We start from the raw sequence: 25,875 nt of genomic DNA, 5'->3' as shown, positions 1-25,875 counted from the left end.
TCTCCAACGGCAGGACCAGGATCGGAAGGCGAGCGGTGTGCACTGCGTCGGCCCGAAGTGCACAGGTCAGAGCAACGCCTCCGCGGTGATGGGCAGTTCGCGGACGCGCCGGCCGGTGGCGTTGAAGACCGCGTTGCCGATCGCGGCCGCCACGCCCACCTGGACGACCTCGCCGAGCCCCTTGACGCCGAGCGCGTTGCCGTCGTTGTCCTCGCCGTCCAGGTAGATCGCCCTGACCTCGGGGACGTCGGCGTTGACGGGGACGAGGTAGTCGGCCAGGTTGGCGTTGACGATGCGGCCGTCGCGGTGGTCGGTGACCGTGTGCTCCAGCAGGGCCGCGCCGATACCGCCCACGATGCCGCCGAACGCCTGGCTCTCGGCGAGCTTGGGACTGATGATGCGGCCCGCGTCGTACACGCCGAGCATGCGCCTGACCCGGACGAGGCCCAGGGTCGCGTCCACGGCGACCTCGGCGAAGGTGGCGTTGTAGGCGTGGTAGGAGCGCCGTGCCGGCTCGGGCGCCCCGGCGTAGGAGCCGTCCGCCTGGAGATGGGTGCGGTGGTTGCGGGCCAGCAGGCTCCGGTACGTCTCGCCGCGCGCCGGATTGCCCCGCACGTGCAGCCGTCCGCCGCGCACCACCACATCGCCGGGGTCCACCCCGTACAGCGGTGACTCGCGGTCCTCGACCGCCAGCTTGATCGCCTGCTCGCGGACCTTGCCGCAGGCGTCGTGGACGGCGGTGCCGACGCTGGCCATGGTGGCCGAGCCGCCGTGCGGGCCGGTCGGCGGGTAGAGCGAGTCGCCGAGCCGGAAGGTGACCGTACGCATGGTCAGCCCGAGGGCGTCGGCCGCGACCTGGGTCTGGGAGGTGTAGGTACCCGGTCCCATGTCGCTGGTGGCCGTCTCGACCACGGCGGTGCCGTCGGCATCGAGGCGGGCTCGGGCCTGCGCGGGGAAGCGGCCGGGGTCGTAGACACCGGCGGCCATGCCCAGGCCGATCAGCCAGTCCCCGTCCCGCGTGGAGCGGGGCCTCGGGTTGCGGCGGTGCCAGCCGAACTCGCGGGCTCCCACGGTGTAGCACTCGCGCAGCCGCCGGGTGGAGAACGGCAGGTTGTTCGACTCGTCCTCGGACGGCTCGTTGCGCCGGCGCAGCTCGATGGGGTCGACGCCCAGTTCGTGGGCGAGCTCGTCCATGGCCGACTCGATGGCGAACGACGCCGTGGCGAGACCGGGGCCGCGCATCCAGATCGGGGTGTTCACGTCCAGGGGAACCTGCCGGTACGCCTGGCTGACGTGGGGCATGCTGTACATCATCTGGCCGGCCGCCATGACGGCCTCGGTGAACGTCTCGTACGACGACGTCTCGGCGTCGATGCCGTGGATCGCGGCGGTCAGCCGGCCGCGCCGGTCGCTGCCGAGGCGCAGCCGGTACTCGTACAAGGGCCGGAAGCCGGTGCCGAAGTACATCTGCCGACGGCTCAGCACCAGCTTCACCGGACGTGCCGTCACCCGCGCGGCCAGCGCGGCGACGACCGTGTGCGGCCAGCAGCGCAGCCCGCTGCCGAAGCCGCCGCCGACGAACGGGTTGATGATGCGCACCGACTCTGCGGGCAGGTCGAACACGGCGGCGAGTTCGTCGTGCGTACCGACGATCCACTGGGTCTTGTCCCACACGGTGAGCCTGTCGCCGTCCCAGCGGGCGATGGTGGCGTGCGGCTCCATCGGGTTGTGGTGGTTGCGCGCCAGCCGGTATGTCAGATCCAGCCGTACGGGAGCGCCGCGCAGGCCCGCTTCCGCATCGCCGCGTGCGTAGTTCGTCGGCTCGTCCCGCTCCGCCTCGTCCAGATCGGTGGAGGGCTGTTCGGCGTCGTAGCGGACCTTCACCAGGCTCGCGCCGTGCTGCGCGGCCTCCAGGGTGGTGGCGACCACGACGGCGACCGGCTGGCCGTGGAAGAGCACGCGGTCGTCCTGGAACACGCGGAGCCTGCGCCCGGGCGGGTTGTTGGACCCGGCGTTGTCGCGGTACGGCAGCTTCGGTGCGTTGCCGTGGTGGATCACCCGCAGCACGCCCGGCTGGGCCTCGGCGGCGCCCGTGTCGATGCCGGTGATACGCCCGCGGCCGATGCTCGCGTCCACGATGACGGCGTGTACCGCCCCGTCGACATCGAACTCGGCGGCGTACTGCGCCTTGCCCGTGACCTTCAGCCGGCCGTCCACCCGGGACAGCGGCGCACCCACGGCTGCCTGCGGCTGGGGGCTCACTTGGTACCTCCTACGACGCGCAGCTGGCGTTCGACAGTGCGCTTGAGCAGCTCGACCTTGAAGCGGTTGTGCTGAAGGGGACGGGCCCCCTCTGCCGCCTTCGCGGCAGCGGCCGACCAGAGGGCCCCCGAGGGGCGTTCACCGAGGAGGTGCTGCTCGACGGCGGGCAGCTTCCAGGGCACCGTGCCCACTCCCCCGGCGGCGACCTTGGCCTCGCGGATCACCCCGCCGCGTATGTGCAGCGCGACGGCCGCCGACGTCAGGGCGAACTCGTACGACTGCCGGTCACGCACCTTCAGGTAGCCGGACCTGAGCGGGCGCGGGAGAGCGGGGATCTCGACTGCCGTTATCAACTCACCTCTACGCAGGGCCTGTTCCCGTTGTGGGGTGCTGCCGGGCCGCAACAGGAAGTCGGCGAAGGGGACTTGGCGTGCTCCGTCCGGGCCCAGCAGGTGGACCCGGGCCTCCAGTGCCGCGAAGGTTACGGCGGCATCGGACGGGTGCGCGGCCACACAGGCGTCGGAGGTCCCGAGGATGGCGTGCGTGCGGTTGACGCCGTGCAGCGCGGCGCAACCGGAGCCGGGCTCGCGCTTGTTGCAGTCGGCGGTGACGTCCCGGAAGTACGTGCAGCGGGTGCGCTGCATGATGTTGCCGCCGATGGTCGCCATGTTCCGCAGCTGGGCCGACGCGCTCAGCTCCAGCGCCTCGGAGACGACGGGATACAGGGTGCGCACCTTGGGATGGGCGGCGGCCTCGGACATGGTCACCAGGGCGCCGATGCGCAAGCCCCCGCGCTCGGTGACGGTGATCTCGCCCAGCGGCAGTCCGGTGATGTCGACGAGGGCCTCGGGGCGTTCGACAGTCTCACGCATGAGGTCGACCAGGGTGGTGCCCCCGGCGATGTAACGCCCGCCGCGGCGACCAGCGTCGAGGGCTTCGCGGGTGTCGGAGACGCGGGTGTAGGAGAAGGGATGCATGGCGGGCCGCTCCTTACTTCCGGCCCGCGGTCTGCTCGACCGCGCGCACGATCTTGACGTAGCAGCCGCAGCGGCAGATGTTTCCGCTCATCCACTCCCGGATCTCCTCCGGCGAGCCGGTGTGGCCCTCCTGGATGCAGCCGACGCCGGAGAGAATCTGTCCGGGGGTGCAATAGCCGCACTGGAAGGCGTCCTGTTCGATGAACGCCTGCTGCAGCGGGTGCAGTTGATCACCATCGGCCAGGCCCTCGATCGTGGTGACCTCGGCTCCCTCCAGACGCACCGCGAGCGTCAGGCAGGCGTTGTGCCGCTGCCCGTCGACCAGGACCGTGCACGCCCCGCAGGCCCCGGCGTTGCAGCCCTTCTTGGAGCCCGTGAGTCCGAGGTGCTCGCGGAGCAGGTCCAGCAGTGAGGTGCGGTTGTCGACCGTCACGGTATGGCGGGTGCCGTTGACCGTCAGGGAGACACGGCTGGACGGCGGCCTCTCGGCGGCCCTCGCTTCCTCCGGGTCGGCGAGGAACGTGCCTCCGATCACTCCACCTGCGACGACGGCACCACCGACCGCTGTGCTGGTGGCGATGAACGTGCGCCGAGTCGGTGCCGGGGAGGACTCGCCGGCTCCGGTGGGTGGTGGGGCGGAAGGTTCGGGGAGTTCAGTGGACATACGTACGCCTTCGTATCGCGGACGGATCGGCGGTACACATCAGCGGGACGGGAGAGTGGATCGTCGTCACCGCGGGAAAGCCGGCAACCGCGCGCTCCGGCAGCGGCTACTGGTCGCCTGGGGAGTCTTGCACCACCGGCACCGCTCGTGGCAGGGAGACTTTCCTCCCCCCTTAGAAGCTCCATCAGGAGCGACTGACCGGCGTCATCGGGGGCACGTGCGCGCGGGCAAGGCAGGCGGCCCTCCCCGCGACGCGGTGACGTCCTGCGGGAGCCCCGGATGCGCGCTGGATGGACCGGGGCTACTGGTCGCGGGTGCGGCGGCCGTTGTAGTGCTGGTCGGTGACCGGCTCGGCCCACGTGGTCTCGGGAGTGCCGTCGCCTGTGCCCTCCCACAGGGCGATGTGCTCCATGAAGCGGTCGGGGGCAGCACCGTGCCAGTGTTCCTCGTCCGGCGGGCAGGCGACGGTCTCGCCGGGGTGGGCCTCGAAGACGGTGCCGTCCCGGGTGCCGATCAGGGCGATGCCGGAAACGACGTGCAGGGTCTGGCCCAGGGCGTGGGAGTGCCAGTTGGTGCGGGCGCCCGGCGAGAAGCGGACCAGGTTGGCGCGCATCCGGGACGGCTCCTGGCCGGCCACGATGACGTCCCACCACACGTCGCCGGTGAACCAGTCCGCCGGGGCCTTGCTGCTGGGCTGCTGCTTGATGAATTCCATGGTGTCTCTCAGCTCTCATTCCTGGGTGGGCTGTCTTCAGCGGGCGACGTAGCCGCCGTCGACGGGGAGGGCGACGCCGACGACGAAACTCGCTCCGGGGCTGCACAGCCACAGGACCGCCTGGGCGATCTCCTCGGCGGTGCCGAGCCGGTTGACGGGCTGGTTGGCCTCGGCCTCGGCGCGGTCGAGTTCCCCCTTGGCGATCATGTCGCCGACCATGGGGGTGTCGATGGTGCCCGGGCAGACGGCGTTGATGCGGATGCCTCGGGAGGCGTATTCGAGTGCCGCGCTGCTCGTCAGGCCGATGACTCCGTGTTTGGAGGCGTGGTAGGAGGCGCGGCCGGGCAGGCCGACCAGGCCGCCCAGGGAGGAGCAGTTGACGATCGCGCCGCTGCCCTGTGCGCGCATGTGCCGCAGCTCGTGCTTCATGCAGGCCCATACGCCGCGCAGGTTGATGGCGTTGACGCGGTCGAACCTCTCGGCGGGTTCGTCGGCGGCGTCGCTGGGCGGGATCTGGATGCCGGCGTTGTTGTAGGCCATGTCCAGGCGGCCGAAGGTCTCGACCGTGCGGTCGACGGCGGCGGCGACCTGGTCCTCGTCGCTGACGTCGCAGGTGAGGGCGAGGGCTTGGTGGCCGGCGTCGGTGAGTTCCTTCGCGGCAGCGTTCAGGGCCGCTTCGTCGATGTCGGTGAGGGCGACGGCGGCTCCGGACCGGGCGAACGCGCGGGCGGTCGCCAGCCCCATACCGGCGCCGGCCCCGGTGACGAGGGCGACCTGGCCGTTGAAGTCGTAGGTGGGATTCACGGGGCGTTGTCCCTTCAGGTGGCACGATGTGGCGGTCAGTGCTGCGACGGCACCTGCGCGGGTTCGTCGTGTCGCCGTTGCGCGGGAGCGCTGCTCCGGGCCACGATCCGGCCCTTGTGGGACGGGCCGTGAACGGCGAGGGCGATCAGCGGCAGCAGCGTCAGGGCGGCGATGACGGTGCCGACCAGAGGCGGGCCGGTCAGGCCGAGGGAGGAGTCCAGGGCCGTACCGGCGATCGCCGAACCGGCGGCGATGCCGGTGTTGAAGGCGGACGTGGTCAGCGCCGAGGTGAGAGTGGGGGCATCACCCGCGAAGCGCATGGCGAGGGCGGTGACGACCGGGTTGACCGTGAAGCCGGTCAGGCCCATGAGGAAGACCAGGAGGGTCGCTGTCACCGGATTGCCGGACAGCGGGATCATCAGGAACAGGATCAGAGCCGTAGCCGCGGCGGCCGTGATCGTGGTCGCCATCGGACGTCGGTCGCCCAGGCGGCCGCCCGTGGTGGTGCCGCCCAGGGCGCCGACCGCCGAAGGCGATGAGGACGAGCGGTACGGCGCCTGCGGGGATGCCCGCGCGGTCGGTCAGCAGCGGCGTGACATAGGTGTACGTCGCCAGGACGCCGCCCATGATCAGCATCGCGGCGCCGAGCGCCAGCCACAGCCGGCCCTGCCGCAGCGCCCCGACCTCGGCCCGGATGGACACCTCGACTCGCTGCTCCCGGGCCGGGATGAAGCGGCCGATGAACACGGCGGCGAGCCCGGAGAGGACGGCCAGGGCCCAGAAGGGGCCGCGCCAGCCGGTGAACTGGCCGGCGAACGAGCCGATCGGCACGCCGACGACGTTGGCCAGGGTCAGGCCGCCGATCATGACGCCCGTGGCGCGCGTTGCGTTGTGCGGGCCTGCGGCGGTGGTGGCGACGACGAAGCCGACGGACCAGAACGCTCCGGTGGCCAGGGCCGTGACGACGCGGGCGGCGAGGACGATCGTGAAGGACGTGCTGAGGGCGGCGACGAGATGGCCGAGGCAGAACACGGACAGGGCCAGGATCAGCGTCAGGCGCTGCGGAAGCCGCAGGGTCGCCATGGCCATGGTGGGCGCGCCGACGATCATGCCGATGGCGAAGGCGGTGATCAGCAGGCCGGCGTGGGAGACGCTGACACCGAGGTCACCGGCCAGCTCCGGCAGCAGGCCGGCGACGACGAACTCGGTGGTCCCCATCAGGAACGTGCCGGCGGCGAGCACCCAGACGACGAAGGGGAGCTTGCCGGGGGTCGTCCCGGACGCGGAAGGCATACGTGTGGTCTCTCCTTGCGTGGAAATCGGGGGATCATGGTGGCGGCTGAAGCCGTCGCGGCGGACAGTGGACGGCGCGGCCACGTCTTCGACGGTTCCATGCGGCGAACCGGACGAAAAGGGGAGAATCTCCTCCCCCCTTCGTGCACGGGTGAGCAGTGGGGCGGGTCAGGGCGCGGCTTCGATGGTGATCTCGTCGGCGGTGGCGAGCCGCTCGGCGCCGCCGTCGGCCATGTGCCCGAGAATCACCAGGCCGGTCGCGTAGGGGGCGTCGCGGTAGTAGGTGGCGAGCTGGTTCCATGGGGCGTAGTACGCCAGGTCGCCGACCTCGGGATCGGCGCCTTCCGGGGCGCCGGAGGTGGACAGCTTCCGGGGCAGATCGGCGACCTTCTCGGCCTGGTTGAGGTCGCTCAGGGAGAGTGTCAGGGGGAGCTGGGCGGCGAAGTCGCGGGCGGTGGGGCTGTCGTTCAGGGTGGCGGCGATGCGGTGGCCGTCGAGGGTGAGCCGGATGTTCATCGCGGTTGTCCTGCCGGTCGGTGCGGTGGCTGCCGGGGCCGTCGAAGCCTGCGGCGACGCGGGCTCGGAGGAGGCGGAGGAGGAGGCTGCGGAGGAGGGCGGGGGATCGTCGGTGCAGGCGGTCATGACCAGCAGCAGGGCGGCGGCCGGGACCACACGGGGGAGAGCGCGAAAGGGGGCGGGATTCACCGGTCGTCCTGTGGCTGGTCGGGCAGAGGCTCGGAGTAGTGGCGGAAGCCGTCCCGGTCGGTGTGGATGGCGTACAGGCGCTGGGCCAGGGCGTCGGGACTGCTGTGCTCGGCTTCGGGCCGGATGGCTCCGGGGATGATCAGCTGGGCGGCGTGGATGTTCTCCGGGGCGAGCGCGTCGTGAAGCATGCGGGCGTAGGCGCTCTCGGCGGCGAAGGCGATCGAGGTGCCGGCGACCTTCGGGTTGGGACGTACGGCGCTGGAGCCGTTGACGAACAGCAGCGTGCCGCGGCCGAGTTGGCGCATGCCGGGCAGGACGGCGTGCACCGCGGTGACAGGGCCCTTGACGGAGAAGGCGAGCGGGGCGTCGAGGTCGTCGGCGCTGGTGTCGAGGACCGGCTTCATGAAGTGGGCCTGGGGAACGGGGCTGTACTGGAGGATCTCGACGGGCCCCAGGTCGGCCGCGGCTGCGTGCAGGGCCGCGGTCAGGGACTCGATGTCGAGGACGTCGGCCGTGTAGCCGCGCGCCTGGATGCCGTCACGGGCGAGGTCGGCCGTCAGGCCGTCCAGCTTCTCCGCGTCGCGGGCGATGAGGGCGACGGCGTGGCCGGCGGTTCCGAAGCGGCGGGCGGTGGCCAGCCCGAGACCGGGGCCGGCGCCGACGAGGGCGAAGGTCGTCATGGTCAGTCCTTGTGTGGGCGGAGGTGGTTGCCGTCCCTGTGGCCGCACCGCCTCGGTGCGGCCCCGGGTGTGGACGCGGCCGCGCTCAGGGCTTGAGCAGGGCCTTGACGGCGCGGCGCTCGTCCATCGCCCGGTAACCCTCGGCGACCTGGTCCAGGGACAGGCTGAGGTCGAAGACCTTGCCCGGGTCGATGCGGCCGGTCAGGACGCGGTCGATCAGGTCGGGCAGGTAGCGGCGCACGGGGGCGGGGCCGCCGCGCAGGCCGACGTGGGAGAAGAACAGTTCCTCGCCGTCGACGGCCACCTCGTGCGGGACGCCGACGAAGCCGACGTTGCCGCCGGGGCGGGTGGAGTGCAGGGCCTGCCGCATCGAATCCGCGGTGCCGACGCACTCCAGCACGCTGTCGGCGCCGATGCCGCCGGTGAGGTCCTTGACGCGAGCGATGCCTTCGTCGCCGCGCTCGGCCACGATGTCGGTGGCGCCGAAGTCCAGGGCGAGCTTCTGGCGGGACGCGTGACGGGACATGGCGATGATCCGCTCCGCACCCAGTTCCTTCGCGGCGATGACACCGCACAGGCCGACCGCACCGTCACCGACCACGACGGCCGTCGAGCCGGGCTTCACCTCGGCGGCGAGGGCGGCGTACCAGCCGGTGCCCATCACGTCGGACACGGCGAGCAGGCTGGGCACCATCTCGGCGTCCGGGTGCTCGTCCGTGGCGACCAGGGTGCCGTGGGCGTTGGGGATGCGCACGTACTCGGCCTGGCAGGTGCTCATGAACTCGCGGTTCAGACAGGAGGACTGCCAGCCGTTCCGGCAGTTCACGCAGGTGTTGTCGGAGGTGGCGAAGGAACCGACCACGAACTGGCCCGGCGCGACGTTCGCGACCTCGCTGCCCACGTCCTCGACGATGCCGACGTACTCGTGCCCCATCGGGTGCGGGTCGCCGACCGGCTCGAGACCGCGATACGGCCAGAGGTCCGAGCCGCACACACAGGTGGCGACCGTACGGATCACCGCGTCGGTCGGCTCAATGATCTTCGGGTCGTCGAGGTTCTCGAGGCGCACGTCGCCGGGGGCGTGGATGACTGCTCCGCGCATGGGGTGCTTCCTTCAGTGCGGGGTCTGTGGACCGCAGCCGTGGTGAGGAACACGACTGCTCACGGTCGAGCCTCACACCCGAGGACAGGCGCGAAAAGCGGAGAGAAGTATCCCGGGAGGGAAACATCCGGGGAGGAAATTCTCCCCCCTTACGCAGGTGCGATGGGTGTCATGCTGGGAAGCATGACCGCCAACGTCCCCCTCAATGAGCTGGGAGAATTCCTCAAGAAGCGGCGCTCGGAGCTGAGCCCCCGCACGGTCGGTCTGCCCGAGACCGACAGGCCCCGCCGGGTGGAGGGGCTGCGCCGCGAGGAGGTCGCTCAGCTGGCCAATATCAGCACTGACTACTACACGCGTCTGGAACAGGGCCGTATGCAGGCGTCGGCGCCCGTGCTGGACGTCCTCGCCCGGGTGCTCCATCTGGACGACGACGAGCGGGGCTACCTCTTCCAGCTCGCCGGCAAGACCACCACCCGCACCCGGCGCCGCGGCCGGCAGAAGGTCCAGCCACAGTTGCAGCGGGTCCTGGACGACCTCACCGCCACTCCGGCCATCGTGCAGGGCAGGCGCGGGGACATTCTTGCCTGGAACGCGCTGGCCGCCGCCCTGGTCACCGACTTCTCCCGCCTCCCGGAAAAGCACCGCAACTACCCACGGATCATCTTCACGGACCCCGCCATGCGCACCCTGTACGCGGACTGGGAGAGCTCCGCGCACATCGCCGTCGCCCAACTGCGCATGGAGGCCGCGAAGTATCCGGAAGACCCGCGTCTGATCGAGCTGGTCGGTGAACTGTCCATGCGCGACAAGCAGTTCGCCCGCTGGTGGGGCGATCACCACGTCGCCGCCCGCACCGTGGGCACGAAGACCCTCAACCATCCGGTCGTCGGCGAACTCGTCCTGGACTGGGACACCCTCACCGCCAACACCGACCCCGACCAGCACCTCACCGTCTGGACCGCCGCGCCCGGCTCCCCCACCCACGAGCGGCTGCGCATCCTGGCCTCCTGGGCCACCGACCAGGACCTGCCGGCCTCCTCCCCCGTCAGCTGACCGCGACGGGCCGCGCCACGAAGGTGGTGGGAAGGGGCTGTCAGGCTCAGATCACGAGCCGCTGCACGTCCATCAGGCCGCGCTCTCCCGTGCGGTGTTCCGCCGGCAGGATGTAGGTGCGCAGTCCGCAGGCGGCCGCGCCGCCGTCGCGGACCGGGTTGTCGCCGACCATCAGGGTGGCGCGGGGGTCCACGCCGAGGCCGGCGCAGGCTTTGAGGAACAGCTGTGGGTCGGGCTTTTCCCGGCCCTGTTCGTAGGAGATCACGCAGGTGTCGATCAAGGCGTCCAGCCCGTGGTGGGCGAGGTGGGTGCGCAGGTCCCAGGCGAAGTCGCTGACGATGCCGACGCGCAGTCCGCGCTGGTGCAGGGCACGCAGGACCGGTTCGGTGTCGGGATAGGGAACCCAGGCGTCCGGAGCGGTGAGCTCCCGGTAGGCCGCCTCCTCCGCGCCGCATAGGAAGTCCACCTGCTCCCACCATCCCCACATGGCGCGGCGGTGCCGTTCGGAAGAGAGGTCACGGCCTTCCTGGAGGGCTGCGACGGAGGGCAGCCGGAAGGCGGCGCGCAACTGCTCGGAGATCTTGGCCACCGCGCCGGGCTCGTCCAGCACAGCAAGGCGGCCGGCGGCGGAGCCGACCCGGCGCAGCCACGTCTCCAGGTCGATCATCTGGAAGATGGTGTTGCTGAAGTCGAACAGGACGGCCTGGACCGGAGGCACCGGCGCCGCCATCTCGGCGTCGCTTGGGCGGTAGGCGCTCGGGGTTTCGAAGAGGGTGCGGGTCACTGGGAAGGCTCTTCGGGTTCGACCGTCTCGACGGGGACTCCGAGGTCGCGTATGGCCGCGAGTTCCGCGTCGGGGGTGGCGGTGTCGGTGATGACGGTGTGGTAGTCGGCCACGGTGCCGTACGCGTACGTGGCGGTCTTGCCGAACTTCGAGTGGTCCACCAGGAGCAGCGCCTGTTCGGCGGAGGCGAGCATGGCCCGCTTCACCTCGACGTAGTCGTTCAGGGGGTGGAAGAGGCGACCTTCCAGAACGGCGGTGGCGGACATCAGGGCGAGCTCGGCCCTCATGTGGGCCAGGGCGCGGGTGACGGTGGGGCCGGTGCAGGAGTTGAAGTCGCCGCGGTAGTGGCCGCCCAGCAGGGTGACGTTCACCCCGGGGGCGGCGGATCCGAGGCGCTGCGCGAGGCCGACCGAGTTGGTGACGACGTGCAGCTGATCCACCTCCGCCAGCGCCGGGACCAGGGGGAACAGGGTGGTCGAGTCCTCCATGAGCACGGTGCTGCCCGGGCTGATCCGGCCGGCGACGGCCGCGCAGAGCGCGTTCTTGGCCGCGAGGGCGCTGTTCTCCCGGAAACGGGTGGCCGTCTCCATGGTGAGCGCGGGGAACGCGACGGCCCGCCCGCGCTCCTTGCGCAGCAGATGCCGCCCGGCGAGGTCGTCCAGGTCCCGGTGCATCGTCATCAGACTGACGTCGAAGTGCCGGGCGAGGTCGTCGATGCGGGTCTCGCCATGGTCGGCGACGTACCGCAGCACGGCCTGGCGCCGCTCCTCGACGGCCGCCTGTGACAGTCGCGTACGGGCGGTCACGGCGCCCCTCCTTCCCGCTCGCTCCGGTCTCGCAGTTTCCCACACAGGCCGGTGCGGGGCCGGGTCCGTCCGGCTCGCGGCCCTCGGGCCGGCCGTGCGACGGCTGCTCCGTACGACGTGCGTGTCCGCGTCCATGTCTGCAATCCCTGTCTGCGTGGGGCCGTGGGCTACGGTCCGTCCACCGTGACCAGCACCTTGACCTGTTCGGGGTCGACGGATGCGGCGAAAGCCTTGGCGGCGTCCTGAAGCGGGTAGGTGGCGGTGACGATCTCGGCGGTGTCGACGGCACCGGACGAGATCAGGGACATCGCGGTGCGGTAGTCGTCGCCGGTGTACATCAGCGTGCCCTCGATGCGGATCTCCCGGTCCTGGACCAGGTCGAGGCGGACCGGGGTGGTGCCGGCGGCGCCGACGCCGACGACGATGATCGTGCCGCCCTTGGTGACCAGGTCGGTGGCCTGGGCGATGGACTGTTCGCGCGCCACGCAGTCGAAGACCACGTCGGCCGGTCCGCCGAGCGCCGCATGGGCCTGGTCGGCGAGGTCGGTGACGTCGGCGGGCAGGGCCGTGTCGGCTCCCAGACGCAGGGCGCGGTCCCTCTTGCCCGGCAGCAGGTCGGTGACGGCGATCCTGGCGGCACCGGCGTGCCGGGCGGCGGCGAGGACGAGCAGACCGATCGGCCCGGCTCCGAGCACGACGACCGTGCGTCCGGTGAGGTCACCTGCCTTCGCCACGGCGTGCACCGGGGTGGCCAGGGGTTCGACGAGGGCGGCCTCGATGTCGGTCATGCCGTAGGGAACGCGGTGGACGCGGTCGGCCGCGATGGTGAACAGGTCGGCCATGGCGCCGGGTGTCTGGCAGCCGAACACCTTCAGCTCCTGGCAGATGTTGTAGCGGCCGGAGCGGCACTGGGGGCACCGGCCGCAGTACAGGTTGGGCTCGATGATCACCCGGTCTCCGGGCGTGAAGTCCTCGGCTCCCTTCCCTGCCGCGGCGACTACACCGACCGCCTCGTGGCCGGGGCGGTAGGGCAGGTCGATGAAGGGGTGGTGGCCGGCCGCCGCATGGGTGTCGGAGCCGCACACGCCGACGACGGTGGTACGCACCAGGAGTTCGTCGTCCCCGGGGACGGGTGCGGGCACCTCCTCGAGGGTGATGTCGTCGAGGGAGCGGACGAGAACGCGGCGGATCTGCTCGGTCATGTGGGGGTTCCGTTCGGTTCGGGCGTTCACGCGGTGGCGAGGCCGGGCTGGATCTGGATCTTGCGGCCGCTGCCTGCCTGGAAGCGGGCGACCGCGTCCGGGAACGCCGCCAGGGGAAGGCGGTCACTGATGAAGACGCGCGGGTCGATGACACCGGTGGCGAAGAGGTCCGCGGCACGTTCGAAGCTGTGCAGGACCGCCATGGAGCCGGTGATCGTGATCTCCTGGTTGTAGATCCGGTACGGCTCGATGGTGGCCCGGGCGGCGTAGTCGGCGACCCCGAACTGCAGGTACGTACCGCCTCTGCCCACCCGGCCGAGGGCGTCCTGGATGGCTTGCGCGTTGCCGGTGGCGTCGACGACCAGGTCCCAGCCGTAGGGCGGCCGGTCGAGCTCATCGGCGGACGCGGCACCGGCGGAGCAGCCCAACTGCCCTGCCGTGGCCAGGCGTTCGGCGTTGATGTCGACGACGTCGACGCTCGCGGCGCCGGTGGCCTTGGCGAGCTGGAGCATCATCAGGCCCATGGTTCCGGCGCCGTAGACGAGCACGCGGGAGGCGAGGCGGCTGCGCAGGACGTCGTAGCCGCGCACCGCGCAGGACAGCGGCTCGATCAGGGCCGCGTCCTGGGCGTCCACGTGGTCGGGCAGTCGTACGCAGTTGGCGGCGGGCGCCACGGCGTACTCGGCGGCGGCGCCCGGGTGGGTGACGCCGATGGCGGCCCAGCGTTCGCAGAGGTTGTTGTGGCCGAGGCGGCAGTAGTGGCACTCGAAGCAGTACAGCGACGGGTCCACGGCGACCTGGTCGCCGAGCGCGAGTTCGGTGACCTCGCTGCCGCGGCCCACGACCTCCCCGGCGAACTCGTGGCCGGGGATGATGGGCAGTTTCGGGGCGAACTCCCCCTGGAGGATGTGCAGATCTGTGCCGCACAGCCCGGTGGCCGCGACCTCGACGACGACCTCGCGCGGGCCGGGAGCGGGGTCATCGACCGTGGCGATCTCGACGCTGCCGGGCTGGGTGATGACGGCTGCCTTCACTTGACGGCTCCCAGGGAGAGACCGCGGACGAGCTTGTCCTGGGCGGCGAAACCGGCGATGAGGACGGGCAGCGAGACCAGGGTGGCCGCCGCGCACAGCCGGGCGAGGAACAGGCCCTCGTTGGTGATGAAGCCGACCAGGAACACCGGCGCGGTGGACGCCTGCGTGGCGGTGAGGTTCACGGCGAACATGAACTCGTTCCAGCTGAAGATGAAGCAGATCAGCGAGGTGGCGGCGAGTCCGGGCATGGCGACGGGTGCGACGACCCGCCACAGGACGGTGAGCAGGCCCGCGCCGTCGACCTCGGCCGCTTCCAGGATCTCCTTGGGGACCTCGGCGAGGAAGGAACGCATCATCCATACCGCGATCGGGAGGTTCATGGCGGTGTAGAGGATGACCAGCGTCCACACGTTGTCCAGCATCCCGGCGTCCTTGACGATCAGGTACACCGGCAGCAGGGCCGCGATGGCCGGGAGGAACTTGGTGGACAGGAAGAAGAACATCACGTCGGTCCACTTCTCGACCGGCTTGATGGACAGGGCGTAGGCCGCCGGCACCGCCAGGGCGAGGACCAGGATCGTGGAAAGGACGCTGGCCATGGCCGAGTTGAGGAGGAAGGGGGTGATGTCCCGGCTGAAGAGGAGTTTGTACTGGTCGAAGGTGACGGCGGCGAAGGGGGTGGGCGGATTGGTGGCCGCGTCGGCCTCCTGGTGGAAGGAGGTGAGCACCATCCAGGCCACCGGCGCGAAGAACGCCAGGGTGGCGAGCCAGGCGACGAAGGTCCACAGGGGAGAGAGCCGGGGCTCACCGCCCCGGTCCTCCCTGCGGCGGAAGAGCTTTGTGAACTTCGCCCCGGGCGCGGCGACTGCTGCGTGAGCGGTGGTCATCGGGATACCTCCTCGCGGAACAGCGACGCGATGGTGCGCAGCGCGAAGGTCGCGATGACGAACGCGCCGAGGACGACGACGACACCGGCGGCGGCTGCCTCGCCGTACTCGTACTTGCGGAACATGGTCAGGTAGATCTCGTAGGGCAGATTGGTGGTCCGGGAACCGGGGCCGCCCTGGGTGATGGTGAAGACCGCGTCGAAGGTCTGCACGACGTAGATCGTGCCGAGCAGGACGCCCAGCTCGATGTACTGGCGCAGGTGCGGCAGCGTGATGTGGCGGAAGGTCTGCAGCGCGGAGGCGCCGTCCATGCGGGCCGCCTCCAGGACGTCACCGGGCTGCGCCTGCAGGCCGGCCAGGAGGATCAGCATCATGAACGGGGTCCACTGCCAGACCAGCGACACCACGACGGCGGGCATCGGGTAGGAGGAGATCCAGTCGACCGTGGGGCCGTTGTCCGCGCCGAACAACCGGTAGACGGCGTTGAGGGTGCCGTTGAGCAGTCCGTAGTCGGGGTTGTAGATGGCGTGCTTCCACAGCAGCGCCGCCGCGACCGGCATGACCAGGAACGGGGCGATGAGCAGCGTGCGCGCCAGCCCGCGGCCGGCGAAGCGGCGGTCGAGGAGCATCGCCAGACCGAGTCCGAGGATCACACTGATGATCACCACCGACGCGGTGAGCACGACGGTGTTGAGCACGGCCGTGCGCAGCCGCTCGTCGGTGAAGACGAACGAGAAGTTGGACAGACCGACGAAGTGCCTCTCGCCCGGCTTGAGGATGTTCCACTGGAACGTGGAGATGATCAACGTGGCCACGAAAGGCAGCTGCGTGACGACGATGGTGAAAATCAGCGCGGGCAGCAGCGGGATGCGGCGCTTCCACTTGGCCGCCGCGCCCGAGGACTTCCGGGGACGGACGGGCGGGGGTGCTGTCTTGGGGGGTGCGGTGAGCGTGGTCATGAATGGTTCCTCTGCCGGTGAAGGCCGGGGGCGGGGAAGCGGCGCCCGGCCGACGCCGAGGCCGGCCGGGCACTGAAGGTCACTTCTGGTAGTTCTTGGCGACGCCCTCGGCCAGCTTCTGGCCGTCGCCCAGCGCCTTGTCCACGCTGGTCTTGCCGGCGATGGCGGCGGAGATCTCCTGGGTGACCTTGGTGCCCAGGTCCTGGAACTCGGGGATGGCCACGTACTGGATGCCCACGGTCGGCCTCGGCTGGACACCGGGGTTGGCCGGGTCGGCCTGCTCGATGGACTTCAGGGTGATGTCACCGAACGAACCGGCGGCCTTCTTGTACTGCGGGATGTCGTAGGTGCTGGCCCGCTTGCCGGCCGGGACGCGCGCCCAGCCGAGCTTCTCGCCGACGAGGTTCTCGTACTTCTTGCTGGAGGCCCACAGCATGAACTTCGAGGCGGCGTCGGCGTTCTTCGTGGTCTTGGGCATGGCCCACGACCAGGCCCACAGCCAGCCGCTGCTGTCCGTCTTGACGGTCGGTGCGTAGGCGTAGCCGACGTTGCCGGCGATCTTGCTGGAGGCGGGGTCCTCCAGCGACCCGGCCGCGCTGGTCGCGTCGTACCACATCGCGACCTTCTTCTGGCTCAGCGCGTTCAGGCACTCGGTGAACCCGGCCTGCGGGGCGCCGGCCTCACCGTGCTTGCGGACCAGGTCGACGTAGAACTTCGTGGCCTCCTTGAAGCCGCCGGTGTTGACCTGCGCCTTCCAGTCCTTGGTGAACCACGTGCCGCCGAAGGTGTTGACCATGGACGTCAGCGGCGCACCCAGCTCGCCCCAGCCGGCCAGGCCGCGCAGGCAGATGCCCTTCATGCCGGGCTCGGCGCCGTCGACCTCGGCCGCGATGTCGGCGATCTGCTGCCAGGTCGGCCGTTCGGGCACCGTGATGCCCTTCGCCTTCATGACGTCCTTGTTGTACATGAGCATGGAGGACTCGCCGTAGAACGGCAGGGCGTAGAGCTTGCCGTCCGAGCCGGTGAGTGACTGGACCATCGGCCCCAGCAGGTCGGCCTTGTCGAAGCCCTTGTCCTTGTCGGCGTAGGAGCCCAGGTCGTGCAGCCAGCCGTTCTTCTCCCAGATGGGCACCTCGTAGGCGCCGATGGTGGCGACGTCGTACTGGCCTGCCTGGGTGGCGATGTCCTGTGTGACCTTGTCGCGCAGTTCGTTCTCGGGGAGGACCGTGAAGTTGACCTTGATCCCGGTGTCCTTGGTGAAGTTGCCCTTGGTCAGCTTCGCGATGTCCTCCATCTGCGGGTTGCCGACCATCAGGACGTTGATGCTCTTCCCTCCCCCCGAGGCCCCGCCGGCTCCGGCTCCGGAACAGGCTGTGGCGAGCAGGGCGGTGGCGGCGGCGCCGGCTATGAGGGCGTATCTGGTCGATGCCATGTGGCGGGGGAACCTCTCGTGCGGGTTCGCCGGGACCTCGACTGAGGCGCGGCGGGTCGAGCAGGGGTGTGGATGCGTCCTTGGGGAGTCGGGCGCGTTTCGATGGCCGAATCATTAGCAGGAGACTGCGCCGTTGTTAACACATCTTGCGAGAAATTCTCTTCAGACTTATCGTCAAGCGGTCTCTGAGGGCTACGGAACTCCACCGAACAGCGCAGCCCTCGACCTCGCCGCCGCCGTCCCCGAGGAACCCACACGAGCACCAGACCGGAACCCGCAGACCAGCCTGCCGTCGTCGTCGCCGGAGACGCGCTGGCGGACCTCACCACCGCCCGCACGGCCGACGGTGCCGCGGCGTTCCAGCCACGCCCGGGCGGCTCGTGCCTCAACATCGCCGCCGGTCTCGGCCCACTCCGAGTCCCCACGGCACTGCTCGCGCGCATCTCCGACGACCACTTCGGCGATCTCCTGCGCGCGCACCTCGCGGCCTCCGGCACACGGCTCCCCCATGCGCTGCCTGCCTCCGACGCCACCACTCTCGCCGCCGTGCATCTGCGCGAGGACGGGTCGGCCGCCTACTCCTTCCACGCGAACGGCACCGCCGACCGCGCTCGCTGCTCTCCCGGACGGCGGCACGCTGCCTGCGGGGACGGCCCTGCACCTCGGGTCGCTGGGGCTGCTGCTCGAACCCCTGGCCTCCACGCTCGACGGACTGATTCGCCGGGAGACGGGCCGGCAGGTGGTGTCCCTCGACCCGAACGTGCGGCCGGGCCTGGTCACCGACCGCGCCGCCTGTCTCCAGCGGTTCGCCGAGTGGGCGGCGTTCGCCGACGTGGTGAAGGCGAGCGACGAGGACCTGGCCTGGCTCCACCCCGGTGAGTCGTATGAGGGGGTGGCCGAACGCGGGCTCGCGTCCGGGGCAGGACTCGTCCTGATCACGTTCGGCTCCCGGGGCGCCTGGGCCGACCTCGCCCGGCTGCTGTCCTACGCCGTGGAGTTCGCCGCCGACACCTGCACCCGCGCCGATGCCCAGCCGCCGTACCGCTACGACGGCGTGACGACCCCCGTGTAGCGGCAGTAGCCATGCCTGGATGCCCGTCGCTCCCTCATGTCGCCGGCTCGCCCGGCGCTCACTCCGGAGCCTCGCGCGCGTCCAGACGAGCCCAGACCGGTCCGAGAGCCTCCAACGCCTCTCGGTACACCGCATACGCCTCGTCGAGTACGGCGACCCGGTCGGGGCGGGGTTCGTAGCGCCTGAGCACGTGGGGGGTGGCGCGCGGGTCCGTCACGTCGTCGAGCAGCCCGACGGCTGTGGCGGCGAGCAGCGCCGCTCCCCGGGCAGCACTCTCCTGCACGTCGGTCACCACGACCGGCCGCCGTAGGGCGTCGGCGAACATCTGGCTCCATACCGCACTGTGTGCGGCCCCGCCGGTCAGCCGGGCCGCGGCCCCGGTGATCGGCAGCTTCGAGCGGAGCGCGTCGACATGCCAGCGGTGGTTGAGGACCACGCCTTCCATCAGGGCCCGCAGCAGGTGGCCGCGGCCGTGCCAGCCGCGCAGTCCGAGGAACGTCCCGGATGCGGGATGCGGGTGCGGGGAGCCGTAGACGAACGGGTGGAACAGCACCTCCGACGGACCTTCCAGGCATGCCTCGACCTCGCGGCCGATCGCCTCATGGACGCCGTACCGCTGGTCGGTAGGTGCACCGGTGACCTGCAGGAACCATTCCAGGTTCGCCACCGACGCGGGTGAGGTGGACATGGTCATCCACTGGCCCGGGCGGACGAAGTGACGGACCTGCCAGCGCGGATCGACGACCGGGCGCTCGCTGACCACCTGGTTGATGCTGAACGACCCGGCGATCAGGCACAGTTCGCCCGGCGTCGTGCCGCCGATCCCGAGCGCGGCGGCATCGACGTCATGGGCACCCGTGACAACGGGCGTGCCGGCGGTGAGCCCGGTGAGCGCCGCGGCCTCACGGGTGACGGTTCCGCTCACCGCGTCGCAGGTCAGCACGGGCGGCAGCAGGCGGGCGAGCGCGCCGAGGCCGTACAGGTCGAGCAGCTCTGGCGAGTATCCGCCGCGGCGCATGTCGGTGAACGAGGCACTGGCGTCCGTGGGATCGGTGGCCACCGCGCCTGTCAGTCTGAGGCGCAGCCAGTCCTTGCAGGACAGAAGCCATCGGGCCTGCCGAAGCACTCCCGCCTCGTGGCGGGCGAGCCAGGCCAGCAGGGCGGCCGGGGAACCAGCGAACGGCACCGTGCCCGACATCTCCAGGGCGCGCGACCAGACCGGAGTGCCCCGCCACTCCACCAGCACTGGTTCGGCCCGCGTGTCCATCGCCACGATCCCGGCGCGCACCGGCCGGGCGAACTCGTCGACGGCGTACAGACCGTCGCCGTGCCCGGCCAGTCCCACCGCGGCGACGGCTCGCCCCGCGTCCGGTCCCACCTCGGCGAGACAGGCGGCGATGGCCTGGAACGCGGTCCGCCACACCTCGTCCATGTCCCTCTCCACCCAATGAGGTCGAGGGGTCTTCAGGGGCACTGTGCCGCTGCCGCGCGCCACCGCTCGGCCGGTGGCATCGAACAACACGGCCTTGGTCACGGTATGGCCCGCGTCGACACCGAGCACCAGTTCACGCGCCACAGCTCACCCCCGCCCCAGGCCGAGGGCAGTGTCCGTCGCGACGCACCGGCCGGTCGCCACGAGTCCGGCGACGAGCCGCGCCGAACGCAGCATCCCGGTCGCGCCGGAGCCCAGACCACCGATGACCGGAACGCACACCGGGGTCTCCTCCCGTGCCGAAGCCACCATCCACCGGGCCGATCGTCCCACGTAGCCGGTCGACGCGCCCTGACCGTCATCTGTCCGGCACCGTCGGAAGAGAAGGTAGATGATCAGTCGTCCTGAGGGGCAGTGTCAGTCACCAGTCGGTCCAGTCAGCGCCTCGCGGACGACAGCGACGCCTCCCGCGGGGAGACTGACCAAGCCCACGACCGGTTTACCGGTGAGGAGTTCGACCCCGTCGGCGGGGATTTCAGCGCCTTGACCGGCGTGGTCGATGAAGAAGAGGTAGTCGGCGTCGGTGCCCCGCCGCCGGACCACCTCGACGCCCGCCGGCACCTCACGCTCCGGACGCACGCCCGCCTCCTGGCGAATACGCTCCAGGACGGCGGCCAGGCTGGTGGGGTCCGGGTGGGTGGCGACGTACCAGGCGGTTCCGCTGCCGTACGCGTGGCGGGTGACGGCCGGGACGCCGGCCAACGGTCCGTCCGCGTACGCGGCGACGGCCTCCGCCCCGGTGAGCCGGATGCGTTCGGTCCAGAGGTCGGCGGTCGCGTCCTGCGGCACCTGCCCGGCCAGACCGACCGACTGTCCCGGCAGCAGGGGGAACGGCTCGTCGCCGCGCACCCCGAGGAGCTCCCGGAAGGCGCCCGGGTAACCGCCCAGGCGTACGTGACAGTTCTCGTCCACCGCGCCGCTGTGGAAGCCCACGGCCAGGGTGCCGCCGCCCTCGACGAACGCCGCCAGGCCGGTCGCGCCCGCGTCGTCGACCAGGTACAGACTAGGGGCGAGTACGAGCTGGTAGCGGTCGAGGTCCGGGGCGTCGGGGCGCACGAAGTCGACCGCCACTCCGGCCTCCCACAGCGGTGCGTACCAGTCCCTCACCAGGTCCTGGAAGCGGAATTCGGCGCTGGGCTGGGAGGGTTGTTCCATGGCCCAGCGGGCGTTCCAGTCCCAGACGATGGCGACGCGGGCGGGGCTGGTGCTGCCGCGGACCTCCGCCAACGCTCCCAGGTCCGCGCCGAGTTGGACGACGTCCTGCCAGATCCGGCTGTCGGTGCCCGCGTGCGGGAGCATCGCCGAGTGCCATTGCTCGGCGCCCGCCTTAGCGGCCCGCCACTGGAAGTACGCGATCCCGTCGGCGCCGTGCGCGACGTGGGCGAGTGCGTTGCGGCGCATCTCGCCGGGGCCCTTGGCCCGGTTGACGGGCTGCCAGTTGACGGCTCCGGTGGAGTGCTCCATCAGCAGCCAGGGCCGCCCGCCGCTCAGGGAGCGGACCAGGTCGCCGCAGAGCGCGATGTCGATCTCCGACTCCGGGTCGGTGGAGAGCAGGTAGTGGTCGTTGGAGACGATGTCCAGCTCGGGGGCCCAGCGCCAGTAGTCGAGCGCGTCGAAGTTGTGCATCACCATGAAGTTGGTGGTGGCGGGGAGGTCCGGGGCGGCGCGGCGGAGCACGTCACGTTCGGCGGTGAACAGCGACAGCAGTTCGTCCGAGCAGAAGCGGCGCCAGTCCAGCTGGTGGGTGGGGTTGGGGTCGGCGCCGGTGGCGCGGGGCGGGATGATCTCCTCCCAGTCGTAGTACCACTGGCTCCAGAAGGTGGTGCCCCAGGCGTGGTTGAGCGCGTCCAGGTCGTTGCCGTACTTCTCCTTCAGCCAGGTACGGAAGGCGGCGGCGCTGGTGTCGCAATAACAGGCGGCGTTGTGGCAGCCGTACTCGTTGTGGACGTGCCACATCGCCACGGCAGGGTGGTCGGCGTACCGTTCGGCCAGTGCGCCCGCGATGCGCAGCGCCGCGGTGCGGTAGTCGGGGCTGGACGGGCAGAACGTCTGGCGGCTGCCGTACGACAGCGTGCGGCCGTCGCGGGCGACCGGCAGTGCCTCGGGATGGGCCTTGAAGAACCAGGCGGGCGGGGCGGCGGTGGGGGTGGCGAGGTCGGCGGCGATGCCGTTCTCGTGGAGGAGGCCGAGGATCTTGTCCATGCGGGCGAAGTCGTAGACGCCCTCGGACGGCTCCATCAGGGCCCAGGAGAAGATGCCGACGCTGACCATGGTCACCCCGGCCTCGCGCATCAGGGCCATGTCCTCGGCCCACACCTCCTCGGGCCACTGTTCGGGGTTGTAGTCGCCGCCATAGGCGATGCCGGGCAGGCGGAGATGGCGTTCGGTGGTCACTGGTGGTGCTCCGGGGGCTGTGGGGAACGAGTGGGAGGCGTGCTTCAGCCCTTGTTGGCGCCGAGGGTCAGGCCGCTGACGAACTGGCGCTGGAGCGCGAAGTAGACGATCAGGGTGGGGATCGCGGTGAGCAGGGCGCCGGCGGCTACCAGGTTGGGATCGGTGAAGTACTGGCCGGAGAGGTTGTTCAGCGCCGAGGTGATGGGCATGTTCTCGCCGGTGGAGATGAGCACGATGGCCCAGAAGAAGTCGTTGTAGATCCAGATGGACAGCAGGGTGGCCAGGGCGGCCATCGCCGGTTTGCACAGCGGCAGCACGATCTGCCAGTACAGGCGCCAGACGGAGGCGCCGTCGACCAGGGCGGCCTCGGTCAGTTCATGGGGCAGCGAGCGCATGTAGTTGCTCAGCACGAACGCGCAGAAGCCGGACTGGAACGCCACGTGGATGAGCACCAGGCCGAGGGCGGAGTCGTAGAGCTTGCCGCTCATGGTGATGCCGGGCAGGTCGATCAGCAGATACAGCCGGTACAGCGGGGTGATGATGACCTGCTGGGGCAGGAGGTTGCCGGCGGTGAAGACCAGCAGCAGCGCCAGGTTGAGGCGGAAGTCGAAGCGGCTGACGTAGAAGGCGACCATCGACGACAGCAGCAGTGTCAGCAGCACGGCCGGTACGGCGACGATCAGCGTGTTGCCGAAGTAGTGCAGCATGTCCGACTGCTGGAAGGCGTTCGTGAAGTTGTCGAAGCTCAGCTTGTCGGGCCAGGAGACATAGCCCTTGGTGCTGGTCTCCGAGTAGGGCCGCATCGCCGCGTACAGCGCCCACAGCAGGGGCGCCAGCCAGGCCAGCGCCGTGACGACGAGGAAGGTGTGCAGCAGGATCCGGGCGGGGCGGACGGGGGTGCGCTGCTTGTGAGCGCCGGCGACGGTGCTCATGCGCGCCGCTCCTTCCGGAAGGTGGCGATCAGGTACGGGATGATCACCGCGAGCGAGATCACCAGCAGCACGACGGCGATGGCGGAGCCGTATCCGATCCGGCTGGACTCGCCGATGATGTTGTTGGTCACCAGGATCGACAGCAACTCGGTGCCCTGAGCGCCCTTGTTGAAGACGAAGACCAGGTCGAAGGCGCGCAGGGCCTCGATGATCGTGACGACCAGGACGACGGTGTTGGTGGGCCGCAGGGTCGGGAAGACGACGTTCTTGAACGTCTGCCACTCATTGGCGCCGTCCAGCGAGGACGCCTCGCGCAGGGCGGGGTCGACGCCCTTCAGGCCGGCCAGGTAGAGGATCATCATGTAGCCGGTGTGCCGCCAGGAGGCGGCGACCAGGACGGCCCAGAGGTTGAGGTCCGGGTCGCCGATCCAGTCGATGTAGTGGCCGGGCTTGTTGGCTCCGATGAGGCTGTTGATCAGGCCGGTGTCGGGGTTGTAGACGAGCTGCCAGACGAACCCGGTGACCGCCAGCGACATGACGACCGGCAGGAAGAACGCGGTCTGGTAGACGCGGCTGAAGCGGATGTTCTTGTCCAGTTGCACGGCCAGGAACAGGCCGAAGGGGGTGGGCAGCAGGATGAGCACGACGAACCAGATGACGTTGTGCTCGACGGCGGGCCAGAACTGCGGGTTGCTGGTGAACAGTTCCTTGAAGTTCTGCAGCCCGACCCACTGGATGGAGTCGAAGCCGATGCCGTTCCACGTGGTGAAGGCCAGCGCGATCGAGGCCAGCGCCGTGAGCCAGACGAGCAGGACGTGCAGGATCGTCGGCACCCCGGCCATCACGCCGAGCGTGATGCGGTCCCGCCGGGTGAGCAGCCGCCGGTGGCCCAAGGGCGCCCGTAGCCGCTCGGCCTGATCCGTGGTCAGATTCTTCGGGTTGCCCGGGGGCGGCACTGCGGCCGTCCCCGGGGTGCTGGTGGTGCCGGTCCCGGTACCGGTGTTCGTTGTGGCGGTCATGCGGACGCGAAGATCGTCTTCTTCTGGCGCTCGATCGACGCCAGCAGGCTGTCGACGCCCTTGGGGTCGCGGACGAACTTCTGCAGGGCCGGCTGCATCACCGTGGAGGTGAAGTCCGGCCGGCTGTCGCGGTCCATGAACTGGGTGAGGTGCTTGGCCCCGGAGATCGTCGCGTACGCCTTCTTCTGCAGCGCCGTGTACGAGGAGGTGTCGGCCTTGTCGGAGGCTGCGACCAGGCTCGGGTCGGACTTCAGGTAGATCTGCTCGGCCTCCGGCGTGCCCAGGAACTCCAGGAGCTTGAGCGCGCCGGCCTTGTTCTTCGGGGCCTTGGAGAGCATGAAGCCGTCGGTGGGGGCCTCGACGGTGTCCTGCCCGTATGCGGAGTTGATCTCCGGGAAGGGGAAGAAGTCGAGGTCGTCGAGGTCGGCCTGGTTGGTGAACTGCTGGGCCACGAAGCTGCCGAACAGGTACATGCCCGCCTTCTTCGATATCAGCGTCTGGGCCGCGTCCTGCCAGGTGCGGCCGACGGCGCCCTCCTGGTGGTAGGGGAGGATCTCGGCCCAGTGGTCGAAGGCGGTACGGACCTTGGCATCCGTCCACGAGGCTTTGCCGGCCATCAGCTCGACGTGGAAGTCGTAGCCGTTGGTGCGGAAGTTGATCTGGTCGAAGGTGCCGAGCGCGGGCCAGGCGTCCTTGTCACCGAAGGCGAAGGGGACCAGGCCGTTCTTCCTCATCTGCTTGCACAGGGCGACGAGTTGGTCCCACGTGGTGGGGACCTCGTAGCCGTGCTGGGCGAAGACGCTCTTGCGGTAGAAGACACCCCACAGGGACGTGGAGATCGGCACGAAGTAGTACTTGCCGTCCGCGCCCTTGCTGAGCGCCTTCATCGCCTCGGGGAAGTTGCCGCCGATCTTCTGCCACACGTCGTCGATCGGGGAGGCCAGGCCCTTGGCGGCGAAGAACTGCATGCGGTAGCCGGCGAACCAGTTGAACACGTCGTCGGGCGTGCCCTGGAGGTAGGAGTTGATCTGCTCCTGGAACGTGTTGTGGTCCTTGGTGTTGACGTCGACCGTGATCCCGGACTGCTTCGTGAACGCCGCGTAGATCTCGGCGAACGCCTTCTTCGGCACCGCGTCCGACGCGTTCGACCCGAGGCTGACGGTCTTCGGGTCGGCGGCCGTACCGCTGCCGCCGCAGGCGCTGAGCAGAGGTATGCCGGCACCGAGGGCGGCTGCCCCACCAATACCGCGCAGGACGGTGCGGCGACTGGCAGCAGGCATGCGCCGGCCGAGGGAGGAAGAGTGCATTTCGGCTCCAGACAGGGCGGCCGTGCTCAGGCGGCACGTCGGCCCGCGGGTGTGACGGGGAAAGCGGTCGTTCAGGCGACCAAGAATCAACACGATCGAACAGATCCGACCGGCGGTTGCGAGGAAGACTGAACGTTCCGGGGAGTCGCTGTCAAGCCCCTTCGACCTGAGCGCAGGCCTGGCGGTGCATGTCGAGAAGTCTGACGGTTCACCGCCGGACGGGAACGGCGACGTCTTCCCGTGAGCGGATGAGCGAGTGAGCTCATGCTGTCTGACCAGCAGGTATGTGCGGCCCGGGTA

The 25,875-nt window shown here is 70.1% G+C and carries 24 protein-coding genes and 1 pseudogene; 2 read left to right on the top strand and 23 right to left on the bottom strand.

The features are described from left to right. Positions 1-66 precede the first annotated feature (66 nt). The 9 genes and pseudogenes from ACH4G3_RS00870 to ACH4G3_RS00830 all read right to left on the bottom strand — a co-directional run bounded on the left by ACH4G3_RS00870 (position 67) and on the right by ACH4G3_RS00830 (position 9,202). Entirely contained in the window at positions 67-2,262 is a 2,196-nt protein-coding gene (locus ACH4G3_RS00870; protein WP_397622425.1) for a xanthine dehydrogenase family protein molybdopterin-binding subunit, read from the bottom strand. Next, complete coding sequence (locus ACH4G3_RS00865) at positions 2,259-3,239, bottom strand: FAD binding domain-containing protein (protein WP_397622424.1); 981 nt, start codon at positions 3,237-3,239, stop codon at positions 2,259-2,261. The genes ACH4G3_RS00870 and ACH4G3_RS00865 overlap by 4 nt, the downstream gene beginning before the upstream one ends. A gap of 13 nt (positions 3,240-3,252) precedes the next feature. Then, complete coding sequence (locus ACH4G3_RS00860) at positions 3,253-3,903, bottom strand: (2Fe-2S)-binding protein (RefSeq protein WP_397622423.1); 651 nt, start codon at positions 3,901-3,903, stop codon at positions 3,253-3,255. A gap of 301 nt (positions 3,904-4,204) precedes the next feature. Further along, entirely contained in the window at positions 4,205-4,618 is a 414-nt protein-coding gene (locus tag ACH4G3_RS00855; protein ID WP_397622422.1) for a (R)-mandelonitrile lyase, read from the bottom strand. Between the two features lie 36 nt (positions 4,619-4,654). After that, entirely contained in the window at positions 4,655-5,422 is a 768-nt protein-coding gene (locus ACH4G3_RS00850) for an SDR family NAD(P)-dependent oxidoreductase (RefSeq protein WP_397622421.1), read from the bottom strand. Positions 5,423-5,457: 35 nt separating this feature from the next. After that, positions 5,458-6,715, bottom strand: a pseudogene (locus ACH4G3_RS00845) (MFS transporter). A 168-nt stretch (positions 6,716-6,883) separates the two neighbouring features. Further along, positions 6,884-7,420: a cyclophilin-like fold protein gene (locus tag ACH4G3_RS00840; RefSeq protein WP_397622420.1), complete on the bottom strand. Its 537-nt coding sequence runs from the start codon at positions 7,418-7,420 to the stop codon at positions 6,884-6,886. Next, a complete protein-coding gene (locus ACH4G3_RS00835; protein ID WP_397622419.1) occupies positions 7,417-8,100 on the bottom strand; it encodes an SDR family NAD(P)-dependent oxidoreductase in 684 nt (227 codons plus the stop codon). Before ACH4G3_RS00835 ends, ACH4G3_RS00840 begins: the two co-directional genes overlap by 4 nt. 85 nt (positions 8,101-8,185) lie before the next feature. After that, entirely contained in the window at positions 8,186-9,202 is a 1,017-nt protein-coding gene (locus ACH4G3_RS00830; protein WP_397622418.1) for a zinc-dependent alcohol dehydrogenase family protein, read from the bottom strand. 171 nt (positions 9,203-9,373) lie between these two features. Between ACH4G3_RS00830 and ACH4G3_RS00825 the strand changes: the two genes are divergently transcribed. Then, positions 9,374-10,255: a helix-turn-helix domain-containing protein gene (locus tag ACH4G3_RS00825; protein ID WP_397622417.1), complete on the top strand. Its 882-nt coding sequence runs from the start codon at positions 9,374-9,376 to the stop codon at positions 10,253-10,255. A gap of 46 nt (positions 10,256-10,301) precedes the next feature. On the opposite strand, the gene ACH4G3_RS00820 is transcribed toward ACH4G3_RS00825, so the two are convergent. From ACH4G3_RS00820 to ACH4G3_RS00785, 8 genes are all read right to left on the bottom strand, one after another. Then, complete coding sequence (locus tag ACH4G3_RS00820; protein ID WP_397622416.1) at positions 10,302-11,039, bottom strand: HAD family hydrolase; 738 nt, start codon at positions 11,037-11,039, stop codon at positions 10,302-10,304. Then, entirely contained in the window at positions 11,036-11,845 is an 810-nt protein-coding gene (locus tag ACH4G3_RS00815) for a DeoR/GlpR family DNA-binding transcription regulator (RefSeq protein WP_397622415.1), read from the bottom strand. Before ACH4G3_RS00815 ends, ACH4G3_RS00820 begins: the two co-directional genes overlap by 4 nt. 167 nt (positions 11,846-12,012) lie before the next feature. Beyond that, entirely contained in the window at positions 12,013-13,047 is a 1,035-nt protein-coding gene (locus ACH4G3_RS00810) for a zinc-dependent alcohol dehydrogenase (protein WP_397622414.1), read from the bottom strand. 26 nt (positions 13,048-13,073) lie between these two features. After that, positions 13,074-14,081: a zinc-dependent alcohol dehydrogenase family protein gene (locus ACH4G3_RS00805; protein WP_397622413.1), complete on the bottom strand. Its 1,008-nt coding sequence runs from the start codon at positions 14,079-14,081 to the stop codon at positions 13,074-13,076. Next, on the bottom strand, positions 14,078-14,968 hold the full coding sequence (locus ACH4G3_RS00800) for a carbohydrate ABC transporter permease (protein WP_397622412.1): 891 nt from the start codon (positions 14,966-14,968) through the stop codon (positions 14,078-14,080). The genes ACH4G3_RS00805 and ACH4G3_RS00800 overlap by 4 nt, the downstream gene beginning before the upstream one ends. Continuing rightward, positions 14,965-15,927 (bottom strand): carbohydrate ABC transporter permease, encoded by a 963-nt coding sequence (locus tag ACH4G3_RS00795; RefSeq protein ID WP_397622411.1) that lies wholly within the window; start codon positions 15,925-15,927, stop codon positions 14,965-14,967. Before ACH4G3_RS00795 ends, ACH4G3_RS00800 begins: the two co-directional genes overlap by 4 nt. A gap of 79 nt (positions 15,928-16,006) precedes the next feature. After that, the gene (locus ACH4G3_RS00790) at positions 16,007-17,359 is read right to left on the bottom strand and encodes an ABC transporter substrate-binding protein (protein ID WP_397622410.1); all 1,353 of its coding nucleotides are present in this window, start codon (positions 17,357-17,359) and stop codon (positions 16,007-16,009) included. Positions 17,360-17,551: 192 nt separating this feature from the next. Beyond that, the gene (locus ACH4G3_RS00785; RefSeq protein ID WP_397622409.1) at positions 17,552-17,869 is read right to left on the bottom strand and encodes a hypothetical protein; all 318 of its coding nucleotides are present in this window, start codon (positions 17,867-17,869) and stop codon (positions 17,552-17,554) included. Between ACH4G3_RS00785 and ACH4G3_RS00780 the strand changes: the two genes are divergently transcribed. Continuing rightward, entirely contained in the window at positions 17,868-18,431 is a 564-nt protein-coding gene (locus tag ACH4G3_RS00780) for a carbohydrate kinase family protein (protein WP_397622408.1), read from the top strand. The genes ACH4G3_RS00785 and ACH4G3_RS00780 overlap by 2 nt on opposite strands. A 58-nt stretch (positions 18,432-18,489) precedes the next feature. Here the strand turns inward: ACH4G3_RS00780 and ACH4G3_RS00775 are convergent, their stop codons facing one another. From ACH4G3_RS00775 to ACH4G3_RS00750, 6 genes are all read right to left on the bottom strand, one after another. After that, the gene (locus tag ACH4G3_RS00775) at positions 18,490-19,992 is read right to left on the bottom strand and encodes an FGGY-family carbohydrate kinase (RefSeq protein WP_397623344.1); all 1,503 of its coding nucleotides are present in this window, start codon (positions 19,990-19,992) and stop codon (positions 18,490-18,492) included. A gap of 18 nt (positions 19,993-20,010) precedes the next feature. Next, the gene (locus tag ACH4G3_RS00770) at positions 20,011-20,145 is read right to left on the bottom strand and encodes a hypothetical protein (protein ID WP_397622407.1); all 135 of its coding nucleotides are present in this window, start codon (positions 20,143-20,145) and stop codon (positions 20,011-20,013) included. Between the two features lie 135 nt (positions 20,146-20,280). After that, positions 20,281-22,317 (bottom strand): beta-galactosidase, encoded by a 2,037-nt coding sequence (locus tag ACH4G3_RS00765; protein ID WP_397622406.1) that lies wholly within the window; start codon positions 22,315-22,317, stop codon positions 20,281-20,283. A 44-nt stretch (positions 22,318-22,361) separates the two neighbouring features. Further along, positions 22,362-23,249, bottom strand: a complete 888-nt coding sequence (locus ACH4G3_RS00760; protein WP_397622405.1) for a carbohydrate ABC transporter permease — start codon at positions 23,247-23,249, stop codon at positions 22,362-22,364. Beyond that, positions 23,246-24,268, bottom strand: a complete 1,023-nt coding sequence (locus tag ACH4G3_RS00755) for a carbohydrate ABC transporter permease (RefSeq protein ID WP_397622404.1) — start codon at positions 24,266-24,268, stop codon at positions 23,246-23,248. Before ACH4G3_RS00755 ends, ACH4G3_RS00760 begins: the two co-directional genes overlap by 4 nt. Beyond that, positions 24,265-25,548 (bottom strand): ABC transporter substrate-binding protein, encoded by a 1,284-nt coding sequence (locus ACH4G3_RS00750; protein WP_397622403.1) that lies wholly within the window; start codon positions 25,546-25,548, stop codon positions 24,265-24,267. Before ACH4G3_RS00750 ends, ACH4G3_RS00755 begins: the two co-directional genes overlap by 4 nt. Positions 25,549-25,875 lie beyond the last annotated feature (327 nt).

It is taken from the genome of Streptomyces afghaniensis, assembly GCF_044327915.1.
Lineage (GTDB): Bacteria > Actinomycetota > Actinomycetes > Streptomycetales > Streptomycetaceae > Streptomyces > Streptomyces afghaniensis.
Note: the sequence above shows the minus strand (reverse complement) of the source record. Positions and strands in the feature narration are given on the sequence as shown.

Bases quoted from the DNA above. Each gene is read 5' to 3' on its own strand.
- ACH4G3_RS00825 (WP_397622417.1), top strand. From the start codon at position 9,374: ATGCTGGGAAGCATGACCGCCAACGTCCCCCTCAATGAGCTGGGAGAA.
- ACH4G3_RS00795 (WP_397622411.1), bottom strand. From the start codon at position 15,927: ATGACCACGCTCACCGCACCCCCCAAGACAGCACCCCCGCCCGTCCGT.
- ACH4G3_RS00780 (WP_397622408.1), top strand. From the start codon at position 17,868: ATGCGCTGCCTGCCTCCGACGCCACCACTCTCGCCGCCGTGCATCTGC.
- ACH4G3_RS00860 (WP_397622423.1), bottom strand. From the start codon at position 3,903: ATGTCCACTGAACTCCCCGAACCTTCCGCCCCACCACCCACCGGAGCC.
- ACH4G3_RS00750 (WP_397622403.1), bottom strand. From the start codon at position 25,548: ATGCCTGCTGCCAGTCGCCGCACCGTCCTGCGCGGTATTGGTGGGGCA.
- ACH4G3_RS00790 (WP_397622410.1), bottom strand. From the start codon at position 17,359: ATGGCATCGACCAGATACGCCCTCATAGCCGGCGCCGCCGCCACCGCC.
- ACH4G3_RS00760 (WP_397622405.1), bottom strand. From the start codon at position 23,249: ATGAGCACCGTCGCCGGCGCTCACAAGCAGCGCACCCCCGTCCGCCCC.
- ACH4G3_RS00800 (WP_397622412.1), bottom strand. From the start codon at position 14,968: ATGACCACCGCTCACGCAGCAGTCGCCGCGCCCGGGGCGAAGTTCACA.
- ACH4G3_RS00785 (WP_397622409.1), bottom strand. From the start codon at position 17,869: ATGGGGGAGCCGTGTGCCGGAGGCCGCGAGGTGCGCGCGCAGGAGATC.
- ACH4G3_RS00810 (WP_397622414.1), bottom strand. From the start codon at position 13,047: ATGACCGAGCAGATCCGCCGCGTTCTCGTCCGCTCCCTCGACGACATC.
- ACH4G3_RS00755 (WP_397622404.1), bottom strand. From the start codon at position 24,268: ATGACCGCCACAACGAACACCGGTACCGGGACCGGCACCACCAGCACC.
- ACH4G3_RS00855 (WP_397622422.1), bottom strand. From the start codon at position 4,618: ATGGAATTCATCAAGCAGCAGCCCAGCAGCAAGGCCCCGGCGGACTGG.
- ACH4G3_RS00835 (WP_397622419.1), bottom strand. From the start codon at position 8,100: ATGACGACCTTCGCCCTCGTCGGCGCCGGCCCCGGTCTCGGGCTGGCC.
- ACH4G3_RS00865 (WP_397622424.1), bottom strand. From the start codon at position 3,239: ATGCATCCCTTCTCCTACACCCGCGTCTCCGACACCCGCGAAGCCCTC.
- ACH4G3_RS00830 (WP_397622418.1), bottom strand. From the start codon at position 9,202: ATGCGCGGAGCAGTCATCCACGCCCCCGGCGACGTGCGCCTCGAGAAC.